The organism is Bacillus sp. FJAT-45350, assembly GCF_002335805.1.
Taxonomy (GTDB): domain Bacteria; phylum Bacillota; class Bacilli; order Bacillales; family NISU01; genus FJAT-45350.
Genome location: NZ_NISU01000001.1, coordinates 1,025,776 through 1,037,783 on the forward strand (window position 1 = coordinate 1,025,776; position 12,008 = coordinate 1,037,783).

Below are 12,008 nucleotides of genomic sequence, written 5' to 3' on the forward strand. Positions count from 1 at the left end.
TTAGTTATATTAATAGATGCAATTTTCATGCCAAAAATAGATTGGCTTGAGGTCAAGGGGTTTTGGTGAGCAATTGCAGTTCTGCATATGCAAATTTGCGAACGGAGTTCTTATGTTTGCGAATTCTGAATATTTTAATTATTATAATTTATAAACTTAAGAAAGAAAGTGTAATGAAATGAGAGGGGCGTTGAAGAAGCGATGTTATTGTTTAACTCACCACATTTTCAGGCGACGGATGTAGATGAGGTTGTGAAATTATTCCATGAAATTTTTAACACTTCTAATGATGGGATGTATGTCTGTGATAATAAAGGACGTAGTATATTATTTAATAAAGCATTTTTAACTATTTCAGGAATAGAAGAAAGGTTGTTGTATGAGTATAGTGTTTTTGAGCTTGTACAGAAAAATTATGCACCTAACTCCTGCGCTGCTGTTACCTTGCAGACAAAGGAAAAGCATCACACAATAATTGATTACTATAATGGGAAGAAGGGAATACTTACTTCTACTCCAATAAAAAATGAAAATGGGGACATCGTTTGTGTTGTTTCTAATGTAAGAGATATTACGGAGTTAAATAGGATGCAACAGGAACTTGAAGAGGCAAGAAACTTGAATTACAAATACAAAGAGACTCTCTATCAAATCCAAGGAGAGATAAATCGGGAAAAGAGCATTGTTTATTGCAGTAAAAGCATGCAGAAAATTGTTTCTTTAGCATTCCGATTATCTAAAAATGATTCTCCTGTTCTAATTTTAGGTGAATCAGGAGTTGGGAAGGATGTCTTAGCTAGATATATTCATAAAGAAAGTGGACGTTCAGGCCCTTTTGTAACAATTAATTGTGGTGCAATACCAGATCATTTGCTTGAATCTGAGTTATTTGGTTACGAAAAAGGTGCCTTTACAGGTGCTAATCAGTCAAAAGTGGGTCTTTTTGAACTAGCTCATAAAGGAACGATTTTTTTAGATGAGATAGGGGATTTGCCATTCGCTCTTCAAGTGAAGTTATTAACTGTGCTACAAGATCAAAAGTTTAGGAGAGTTGGAGGGACGCAGTCCATAGAAGTTGATATGCGAATCGTAGCTGCAACTAATAATGATCTGGAAAAATTGATTGCGGAAAAAAAGTTTCGTGAGGATTTGTATTACCGGTTAAACGTTCTTCAACTAGGAGTTCCGCCATTGAGAGAAAGACCAGATGATGTACCAGCATTAGCATTTCATTTCTTGAAGGAATTAAATGAAAAGTATATTGGTGATAAAAAGCTGCAATCTGATACGATTGAGTGCCTTTCTAAGTACCCATGGCCTGGGAATATACGAGAGTTAAAGAACATTTTAGAGAGAACTTATCATCTTAGTGAAACAGATAAAATCGGAGCTGAAACATTGCCAGAAAAAGTAAGGGTTTACAATAGAGATTTGGAGTGGAACAAGGTGGATGTTGTTGTAGAGGCGAAAGAGGTGGCTTCAAAGATTGAGGATATTCCTTTAAAAGAGGCGATACACTTATATGAGAGGGAGTATATTAAGCAAAAGTTAATAGAATCCAGAACCTTAAACGAATGTGCACAAAAGCTGAAGATTGATATCTCGACACTAATAAGGAAACGAAACAAGCTAGGGATACAGAAGTAGAGTTGATTGGTAATTAGTAATTGGTGAATAGTGCTACTGGGGTCAGAAGTGTCTCTGAAAAAGTAGGGAAGATTAAATATCACCCTCCTGGAAGTAGTTATTTAGTATGGCAGATTCACTTATTTAATAGAATAAGTTAGTTAAATTAAAAGCTATAGTATTTAATCATTATCTAGCTAAAGATTAAAATTATGAAATACTGTCCATATTCTGTACGAACTTTGTACGATATCTAGACACTGAATACAGTTTCATTACAAACAATTAGCTAAGTAACGCTATCTTACGTAAAAAGAAAAGTTGGTATGAAACTTGCATTATATTATCAGTGTAATGATATTTCCTAGGAGGGGTAGAAATGAATAGTAAAGAATCGATTGCAATTGTTACTGGAGGAGCTTCAGGATTAGGGGAAGCGGTCGTACGTAATATCGTAGAGCAGGGTGGAAGATCAGCAATATTGGATTTAGATGTTGAAAGAGGGCAAGCTTTAACAGAAGAGCTTGGTAACCAAGTAATTTTCGTGAAAACTGATGTAACTGACGAATTAAGTGTGCAACATGCTTTATCTGAAACAATAGATGCATTTGGGTCTATAAATACAGTTGTGAATTGTGCGGGCATTGGTATTGCGACAAAAGTGTTAAGTAAAAAAGGTGTGCATGATCTTAATTTGTTTTCAAAGGTTATTCAAGTTAATCTAGTTGGTACGTTTAATGTAATAAGATTAGCTTCTGAAAAGATGATAGATAATGAGATTAATGAAAATAATGAGCGTGGAGTTATTATTAATACAGCTTCTGTAGCGGCATTTGAAGGTCAAATTGGTCAAGCGGCATATAGTGCTTCTAAAGGCGGTGTAGTCAGCCTAACCTTACCTATTGCACGTGAGTTAGCGGCTTATGGAATAAGGGTAATGACTGTTGCTCCAGGGTTATTTGAAACTCCAATGTTTGCATCATTACCAGAAGACAGCCGTAAAGCACTAGGGGCGATGACACCGTTTCCTTCTCGACTTGGAGCACCAAGAGAATATGCACAGCTAACTCAATCTATCATAGAAAATCCGATGCTTAACGGTGAGGTAATCAGGCTTGACGGTGCAATCAGAATGCAACCGAAATAAGTGAAGGGGAATAGAATTACTATTATATAGGGAAAGCGTTGTCCATAAATAAGTGACTTTTACTTATTTGTGGGCAACGTTTTCTGTTTCATTACTAATAACAGATTCCGTCCATTGTAGCTTATCTCAAATGATAGTAGACCAAGTGAATTTTATCGTTTTCTATTTATATATCGATATAATGGAGGATTATCGTAATATAAATAGAAATAAAGAATATTCGGAAAAAATAATCGAGATTTGTTATTGTAGTGAAATAAATAAGTAGAAGGAGGATGGAAACTTGATTAATCTAAAAGAGATTATGACACCTGTGGAATGTACGATACATACGACAACACCGGTACAGGAAGCTATTGAATTAATGAATAGCACAAAGTGGAATATTCTACCTGTTACTAATTCAGAAAGAAAGCTGATGGGAGTTTTTACGAGAAGTAATCTATATCAGATGATATTAGAAAAAAAACCGTTAGATGAACCCATTGTAAATTTTATAAAAAAAGATGCTGCGACACTATCAATCAACACTTGTTATGAGGTAATTAAAGATGTTGTTCCAAAGAGTCAAGTTGGAACAGGTATAGTATTAGATGAAGAAGGGCGTGTCATTGGACTATTAAGAAAAACTGATATGGTAATGGCCTTACTTCGTTCAACTAATATGCTAAAGGAACAGTTAGAAACGATTTTGCAAAGTTCTCACCTAGGGGTAGTAATGACGAATGGCGAAAATGAGATAATTTATGTAAATGAACAATTTTCAACTATGATAAATAAAACAAATGAAAACCTCATCAAACAGTCGTTTAAGGACCTATTCCCTGATATTAATACGAACATCGATGAATCTATTTATATCCCTAAAGTAGCAGTCGGACAAGAACAAACAATGCTACGGTTGTCTTATTATCAAACAGAAGAAGGAACTAGGGGGATTATAGCTCTGTTCCAAAACATTTCTGAGATCGAACAAATGGTTCAGGAGTTACAAACTGTAAAGAATCTTAAACAAATTTTAGATACTGCTATCGATCATGCGTATGATGGTATTCTAATGATTGATGAAAAAGCGAAGGTAACGATGGTAAGTCCGCCGCTCTTAGATTTGTTCAATTTAGAAAAAGCACAAGTGTTGGATAAAAAAATTGACCAGGTCCTTCCTCAACTAAATTTAGAAAAAGTATTTGAAACTGGTGAAGCGGAGTTAAGTGAATTCAAAGAAATTAATGGAATTAAATATATAATTAATCGTATTCCGGTTATGCAAGATGGAGAGATAATAGGTGCTTTAGGGAAAGTCATGTTTAGGCAGTTACATCAAGTTAGTGAGCTATTTAAGAAATTAGAAAAAGTCGAAAATAAAGCAGCCTATTATCAAAAGCAGTTACAACAATCAGAAACATCTCGATTTACTTGGGACGAGATTATCAGTCAAGATCCTTTCATAGAGAAATTAAAGAAAAGTGCAACAAAAGCAGCTAAAGGACGTTCAACGGTTTTAATTCGTGGAGAAAGCGGAACCGGAAAAGAGTTATTTGCCCATGCGATACATAGTAGTAGTGTAAGAAAAGATGGAAAGTTTGTCATTGTTAATTGTGCAGCTATTCCGGAACACTTGCTAGAATCAGAGTTTTTTGGGTATGAGGACGGGGCATTTACAGGAGCAAGACAAAAAGGAAAAATAGGGAAATTCGACCTCGCCAATGGTGGAACACTCTTCTTGGATGAAATCGGAGACATGTCGTTAACACTACAAGCGAAATTACTTCGAGTTCTTCAAGAACGTGAATTTTATCGTGTCGGAGGAACTGAACGTATCCACGTAGATGTACGAATTATTGCTGCAACAAATCGTACATTAGAACAAATGGTTCAGGATGGAGAGTTTCGTGAAGATCTCTATTACCGCTTGAATGTTATTTCTCTAAATATTCCTCCACTAAGAGAACGAAATCATGATATTCGTCTACTAACAGAAGCATTAATGGAAAATTTAAATCGAATGCTTGGAACAAGTATTACAGGAATGGGTGAAGAAATCCATCACGTCCTCATGAATTACGATTGGCCAGGCAATGTTCGTGAGTTAAGAAATGTATTAGAAAGAGCAATGACCTTTGCAGAAAACGGAAGAATCCAATTAGAAGATTTACCGGAATATATTGTAGAAAAAGTACAGAACGAAGGACTAGAAAACAACTCTTCAATTAAGATGGCAGAAGTAGCAGAGCGGTCTGCTGTAGAAAAGGCTTTGTTTGCTGCCAATGGAAATAAGACAAAAGCGGCAGATTTATTAGGTATTAGCCGTTCTGGTTTATATGAGAAGCTAAAGAAATTTCAAATATAAAAGGAAGTGTTCAATATTTGGACACTTCCTTTTTCTTTTGTGCTTTTTTCCTTCACAACAATACAACAATTCTTACAAACCGTGAACGTCGACCTCAATTTAAGCAAGTAATACTCAATAAAAAAATAAAAAACATTTTATTTTGAAACTTGGCACAGAACTTGCAATTAAGTAGAGTATCAAGACTTATATTTTTAATTATAAAAAGGAGGAATGTACATTGGATATTGGTTCTTATTTATCAGTCAATGCACGTAATTTTGCAGAGAAGTGGGCAATCAGTTGTGAAGGAAGGGATTATACGTACCGAGAGTTTAATAATGAGGTAAACAAATTAGCACATGGTCTACTTGAGATGAATGTGAAAAAAGGTGAAAAGGTTGCCTTAATGATGAAGAATTCCGATTACTTTGTTTTTGCCTATTTTGCTCTAGCAAAAATTGGTGCAGTCGTTGTTCCGATAAACTTTAGGTTGACTTCAGTAGAAGTAAACTACATTTTGCAGCAATCAGAATCGACGTTAATTTTTAGCGACGAAGAATTCGATGAGTTGTTGGAAGAAGCAGCGAAAAACACTGAGGTACGAAAAATTATCACTGTAGGAGTTCCAAAGGTACCTACTCATATTTCTTACCAAGAGTTACTGACAAATAATACAGAGAATCCTGATGTGAAGGTAGAAGAAACTGATGACCTTGAAATCCTGTATACATCGGGTACTACAGGAAGACCGAAAGGAGCGTTATTTGATCATAAACGAATTTTTAATGTTGGTTTAACAATGATTACTGGAATGGGTATCAACCAGCATGACCGCTTTTTGCATATTGCACCATTATTTCATTCAGCACAGCTAAACCTATTTCTCGTATCAGGAGTTGTACTTGGTGCTTCTCATGTAATTCAACGTGAGTTTCATCCAGTAGAAACGTTAAAAGCAATTGAAAATCATAAAATCACTCACTTCTTCGGTGTTCCAGCAATGTATAATTTCTTACTCCAAGTACCAAATGTAAAAGATTATGATTTATCCTCGATCCAACGTTGTGGTTACGGAGCAGCTCCGATGGCACCAGAAATTGTAAAAAAGAGCATGAACATGTTTCAAACTGACCGCTTTTTTAACTTGTGCGGGTTAACGGAGGCAGGGCCAGGAGGAATCCTATTAGATCCACAAGGTCATAAAGAACACATTGGTAAAGGTGGAAAACCATTTTTCTCAACTGAAGCACGTGTTGTAGATGATACAGGGGAAGATGTAAAACCTCATACTGTTGGGGAGTTCATCCTTCGTGGTGAAACAATTATGAAAGAATACTATAAAAAAACAGAAGAAACAAAGAAAACACTAAAAGACGGTTGGTTATACACAGGAGACTTAGCAGTTATTGATGAGGAAGGGTTTATTACTTTAGTAGATAGAAAGAAAGACATGATTATTTCAGGTGGTGAGAATGTCTATTCTGTAGAGGTTGAGCAAGTTATTTATGAACATCCACAAGTGTTAGAAACGGCGATTATTGGGCTTCCTGATGAAGTGTGGGGAGAGGCAGTAACAGCGATTGTCGTACCAAAGGATGGAGAGTCGATTGACGAGAAGGAGTTTCGAGAGTTCTGTAGGCAGAAACTAGCTGGTTATAAAGTTCCAAGGAGAGTTATATTTGACAAGATTCTACCAAGAAATGCTTCTGGGAAAATATTAAAATACCGATTACGAGAAAAGCTTCAGGAAGTAGAATCTTAAGCAAGTTAAGTAAAAAGGCAATGAAATGGAGTGATACAAATGAAACATCCTTATTTATCAGAAGAGCATGATATTTTTCGGAAGACATTTCGCAAGTTTTTAGAAAAAGAAGCTTATCCATATTTTAATGAGTGGGAAGAGGAGCGAATGATTCCACGTTCGTTTTGGGAGAAGATGGGGACTCATGGTTTTCTCTGTCCGGACGTAGACGAGAAATACGGAGGTTCTAACGTTGATTGGGGCTATAGCGTTGTCATTAATGAAGAGCTTGAAAAAGTCGGTTCTAGTATGGTTGGTCTCGGTCTCCATAATGACATTGTCGTTCCATATATTACGGCTTATGGAACTGAAGAACAAAAACAACGCTGGCTACCAAAGTGTGTAACAGGGGAAACGATAACTGCAATTGCGATGACAGAGCCTGGCACAGGTTCGGACCTTGCCAACATTAAGACAACAGCAATTGAAGATCGAGATCATTATATTTTAAATGGCCAAAAGACATTTATTACAAATGGTATTCATTCTGATTTAATCATCGTTGCCTGTAAAACAGACCCACAGGCAGAACCGAAGCATAAAGGTGTTAGTTTGCTAGTAGTAGAGCGGGACACCCCTGGTTTCTCGAGAGGGAGAAAGCTAAATAAGATTGGATTACACAGTCAAGACACGGCTGAGTTAATTTTTGAAGATTGCCGAGTTCCAAAGGCGAATCTTTTAGGTCAAGAAGGAAAAGGCTTTTTATATTTAATGGATAAACTACAGCAGGAGCGACTAGTTGTCGCGATTGTTGCTCAAGTGGCAGCAGAAGAGATGCTAGAGATGACAGTCGATTATGTGAAAACAAGGAAAGCGTTCGGGAAGTCGATTAGTAGCTTTCAGAACACACAATTTAAGCTAGTAGAGATGGCAACTGAGATTGAAATGGGCAGAACATTTGTTGACCAATTAATAGCCAAACATATTGAGGGTGAAGAAATCGTTTCACAGGTGTCGATGGCAAAATGGAAGACTACTGAAGTAGCAAAGAAAGTAGCTTCTGAGTGTATGCAACTGTATGGAGGCTACGGTTTCATGGAGGAATATGAGATTGCTAGAAGATTTAGGGACACTCCAGTTTCAGCTATCTATGCCGGAACGAATGAAATAATGAAGACGATCATCGCTAAAAAAATGGGTTTATAGCATTGATGGGGATTAGTTTATGTATGTGAGTAATAGTACTTAGAATTATCTAAATTATCTAAAAAGGGGATTTATTTGATGAGAGAAGCAGTAATAGTAGAAGCGGTTAGAACTCCAATAGGAAAAAGAAAAGGATTATTACAGCATATTCGACCAGATGATTTAGCGGCAATTGTACTTAAAGAAGTAGTTGAACGTGCCAATATATCCGCTAGTTTAGTAGAAGATGTAATTATGGGTTGTGTTACTCAATCTGGTGAACAAGCAGGAGATATTGGTCGGGTTGCTGCTCTTATCGCAGGATTTCCAGATACAGTTCCAGGAACTACACTTGACCGACAATGTGGTTCTGGTCAACAGGCGATTCATTTTGCTGCACAAGCAATTCTAAGTGGTGATATGGATATTGTCATTGCAGCGGGAATTGAAAATATGTCGCGTGTACCGATGGGGTCCAATTATCAAGAAGCAGCAGTTAGTGAAAAATTAAAGAGTCAGTATGAAGTCATTCACCAAGGACTGTCTGCAGAACGGATTACAGAAAAGTGGGAGCTTACTCGTGAAGAGCTAGATCAATTTTCATTTGAAAGTCATATGAAAGCAATCCAAGCACAGCAACAAGGACGTTTTGAAAGAGAAATTGTTCCTGTTGAAGTCACATTACCTGATGGTTCGACAACAACACTACGCGAGGATGAAGGTCCGAGGAGTGATACATCGTTAGAGGTTTTAAATAGCTTACGTCCTTCTTTTGATAAAAATGGAAGCATACATGCCGGAAACTCAAGTCAAATTAGTGACGGGGCAGGGGCAGTTTTAATTATGTCAAAGGAAAAAGCGGAAGAACTTGGTCTGAAGCCAAGATTCACAATTAAGACTAGAGTAGTTGTTGGCTCTGATCCTACGTTAATGCTAACAGCTCCTATTCCAGCTACAGCAAAGGTGTTAGAAAAATCTGGTCTATCGATTGATGACATTGATGTTTTTGAAGTAAATGAAGCCTTTTCTTGTGTACCACTTGCTTGGTTAAAGGAGACGGGAGCTGATCGAAGTAAGTTAAATCCGAATGGAGGTGCTATTGCACTCGGTCATCCTCTTGGAGCCAGTGGTGTTCGATTAATGATAACAATGATGCATGAATTAGAACGTACAAATGGACGTTTTGGACTTCAAACAATGTGCGAAGGTCATGGGATGGCTAACGCGACAATTATTGAGAGAATCAATTAAAAAAGTAATCGGAGGGATCATTATGTCGACAACGATTGGTACATTATTTGAGCAAACGGTAAAGAAATACCCTACTAAAGAAGCACTATACTATGTGCAAAAAGACGTTCGGTATAGCTATCAAGAATGGGATCAGCAAGTAAACAAGGTAGCTAATGCCTTACTGGATGCAGGTGTAGAAAAGGGAGACCGTATTTCTACGTATCTATTTAATACCGAAGAATTGGCAACAGTCTATTTCGCTAGTGCAAAGATTGGTGCAGTATTTAACCCGATTAATTTCAGGCTGGCAGCTGATGAATTGAAATTTATTTTGGAAGATGCAACTCCAAAAGTTGTTTTATTTGAGAGAGCACTAGCAACTGCAGTAGAGGCAATCCAAGCTCAACTACCTGATAGTTCTTTCTGGTACGTTGACGTGGACGCTCCTGACTTCGCTGTTAATTATCATGAAAAAGTAGCTGATGCTTCGGATATACGCCCAGAGGTTGAAGTTAATGAAAATGATTTATATGCAATTATGTATACGAGTGGCACAACAGGAAGGCCAAAAGGTGTCATGCACCTCCATCGAGATATGGTTGAGCAAAGCTTGATTTTAGTTGCTGGTTCGAAATTGACAAGTAATGATCGAGGGTTGGTTACAGCGCCAATGTTTCATTGTGCAGAGTTACATTGTGCTTTTCTCCCAAGAGTGCATATTGGGGCAACAAATATTATTACTCATCATTTTGAGCCAAAGCAAACGTTGGAATTGATTGAAAACGAGAAAATCACGTTGTTTTTCTCTGCTCCGACTATGTGGAATATGATGCTACAGGAAGATTTACAAAAATATAATTTGACATCTTTAAGGATAGGATTGTACGGTGCAGCACCAATGGCACCAGCATTAGTTCAGAAAGTTCATCAAAGCTTCGGAGTGGCATTAATTCAAGCTTATGGAATGACAGAGATGGGACCTGCCGTAACATTTTTAATGGAAGATGAACAAATAACAAAAGCAGGAGCAGCTGGTCGAGCGATTCTAAATCATGAAATTCGTGTTGTTCGTCCAAGAGAAGACGGTCGTTCAGAACCAACCGATACTCTATTACCAGGTGAAGCGGGAGAGATTATTGTTCAAGGGCCATGTATGATGCAAGGATATTTTAATAGAGCAGAAGCGGCTGAAAAATCGATTTATAAAGGCTGGTATTACTCAGGTGATATCGGATACTTTGACGAAGACGGTTTCCTATGGATTGCTGATCGTGTAGACGACATGATTATTAGCGGTGGTGAAAATATCTACCCACGTGAAGTTGAAGATGTTCTATATAATCATTCTGGTGTACTTGATGTAGCAGTTATAGGAGAACCAGATGAAAATTGGGGCGAGCGAGTAACAGCTATTGTAGTGAAAAAGGACCCATCTATTACGGAAATCGATTTAGAGAACTATTGTAAAAATAGTGAGGAGTTAGCAGACTATAAGCGACCAAGACGCTATCTATTTACCGAGCAACTCCCAAGGAATGCTAGTGGAAAAATACAAAAGTTTTTATTGAAGAAGCAACTCGAGCCAAAACAGTAGATTGAAAGGGGTGTTTAGATGCTTGATGGGATTCGAATTGTTGACTTTTCATTTTATCTACCAGGACCATATGCAACGTTACGCTTAGCCGAAATGGGAGCGGAAGTTATTAAAGTAGAACCACCAGAAGGAGATCCAGCACGTCTTATTGGTGAAAAGAAAGGCGACGAAGGACTTGTCTTTCTAGCAAATAACAGTAATAAAAAAAGTATCACATTAAATTTAAAAAATTCGTCTGACCAAGAAAAGGCACGAGAATTAATAAAGACTGCTGATGTGGTTATTGAAAGCTTTCGACCAGGAGTAACGAAAAGATTAGGGATAGATTATGAACGAGCGAAACAAGTACAGCCTGAGATTATTTATTGCTCAATCTCCGGTTACGGTCAATCTGGAGCTATGAGTTCTTTAGGAAGTCATGACTTGAACTATATGTCCTTAAGCGGGGCGCTTGCACAATTAAAGTCACAGTCCGGAGAACCAGTTCACCCAACTAATACGTTTGCAGACCTTATCGGTAGTCTTGCTGCAAATGAAGCAATTTTAAGCGCGTTGTTAAAGAGGGAAAGAACAGGAACAGGAGAATATATTGACCTTGCAATTACAGATGTTATGGCTTCCTTGATGGCGAACCATCTCATGTTTGAACAGGAAAAAGGAAAGAGCAATGGGATACCACTTCTTGGAGGAGAAATCGTGTCTTACAAGATTTATGAAACAAAAGATAATCGGTACATCAGTTTAGCGGCACTAGAAAAGAAGTTTTGGGAAAACTTTTGTGCTGAGGTAGGAAGAGAGGATTGGCTGCCACATCATTTTTCACCTGCAGATAATTCAAATGAAATTTATCAAGAAATGAAAGAGCTATTTTCTAGTAGAACGATGAAAGAATGGACACAATTTGGGTTAAATGTAGATTGTTGTTTAACACCAATATTAGAAACGAGAGATTTAGCTGAATCTGATTATTTTAAAGAAAGAGGTAGAATTTTCGATACGGGATGGGGGAGCAAACAAGTAGTAACACAACCACATCCAACGACTTATTCTAGAACCCGACCTCCACGAAAAGGCGAACATACAGATGAAATTTTAGCAACTCTAGTAGATTTAAAATCGAACAAATTGTAAGGTCTTACAAGAATAAATA

8 protein-coding genes are annotated in these 12,008 nt (G+C 37.3%); all 8 read left to right on the plus strand.

The window, feature by feature from the left end; all coding sequences use genetic code 11:
• Positions 1-201 precede the first annotated feature (201 nt).
• Positions 202-1,647 carry a sigma-54 interaction domain-containing protein gene (locus CD003_RS05135; protein ID WP_257008181.1) on the plus strand — a complete coding sequence of 482 codons (1,446 nt, stop codon included), beginning with the start codon at positions 202-204 and terminating at the stop codon, positions 1,645-1,647.
• 358 nt (positions 1,648-2,005) lie between these two features.
• Positions 2,006-2,773, plus strand: a complete 768-nt coding sequence (locus CD003_RS05140; RefSeq protein WP_096199857.1) for a 3-hydroxyacyl-CoA dehydrogenase — start codon at positions 2,006-2,008, stop codon at positions 2,771-2,773.
• Between the two features lie 283 nt (positions 2,774-3,056).
• Positions 3,057-5,123 (plus strand): sigma-54-dependent Fis family transcriptional regulator, encoded by a 2,067-nt coding sequence (locus CD003_RS05145; RefSeq protein WP_257008183.1) that lies wholly within the window; start codon positions 3,057-3,059, stop codon positions 5,121-5,123.
• Between the two features lie 220 nt (positions 5,124-5,343).
• Positions 5,344-6,867 carry a class I adenylate-forming enzyme family protein gene (locus CD003_RS05150; RefSeq protein ID WP_096199859.1) on the plus strand — a complete coding sequence of 508 codons (1,524 nt, stop codon included), beginning with the start codon at positions 5,344-5,346 and terminating at the stop codon, positions 6,865-6,867.
• 39 nt (positions 6,868-6,906) lie between these two features.
• Positions 6,907-8,052, plus strand: coding sequence for an acyl-CoA dehydrogenase family protein (locus CD003_RS05155; RefSeq protein ID WP_096199861.1), 1,146 nt, complete (start codon positions 6,907-6,909; stop codon positions 8,050-8,052).
• A gap of 78 nt (positions 8,053-8,130) precedes the next feature.
• Complete coding sequence (locus tag CD003_RS05160; RefSeq protein ID WP_096199863.1) at positions 8,131-9,282, plus strand: thiolase family protein; 1,152 nt, start codon at positions 8,131-8,133, stop codon at positions 9,280-9,282.
• A 22-nt stretch (positions 9,283-9,304) separates the two neighbouring features.
• Positions 9,305-10,858, plus strand: a complete 1,554-nt coding sequence (locus CD003_RS05165; protein WP_096199865.1) for a fatty acid--CoA ligase — start codon at positions 9,305-9,307, stop codon at positions 10,856-10,858.
• A gap of 18 nt (positions 10,859-10,876) precedes the next feature.
• Positions 10,877-11,989 (plus strand): CaiB/BaiF CoA transferase family protein, encoded by a 1,113-nt coding sequence (locus CD003_RS05170; RefSeq protein ID WP_096199867.1) that lies wholly within the window; start codon positions 10,877-10,879, stop codon positions 11,987-11,989.
• Positions 11,990-12,008: the final 19 nt, after the last annotated feature.

Coding starts and splice junctions, on each gene's coding strand:
- CD003_RS05135 (WP_257008181.1), top strand. CDS start 202: ATGTTATTGTTTAACTCACCACATTTTCAGGCGACGGATGTAGATGAG.
- CD003_RS05140 (WP_096199857.1), top strand. CDS start 2,006: ATGAATAGTAAAGAATCGATTGCAATTGTTACTGGAGGAGCTTCAGGA.
- CD003_RS05155 (WP_096199861.1), top strand. CDS start 6,907: ATGAAACATCCTTATTTATCAGAAGAGCATGATATTTTTCGGAAGACA.
- CD003_RS05160 (WP_096199863.1), top strand. CDS start 8,131: ATGAGAGAAGCAGTAATAGTAGAAGCGGTTAGAACTCCAATAGGAAAA.
- CD003_RS05165 (WP_096199865.1), top strand. CDS start 9,305: ATGTCGACAACGATTGGTACATTATTTGAGCAAACGGTAAAGAAATAC.
- CD003_RS05170 (WP_096199867.1), top strand. CDS start 10,877: ATGCTTGATGGGATTCGAATTGTTGACTTTTCATTTTATCTACCAGGA.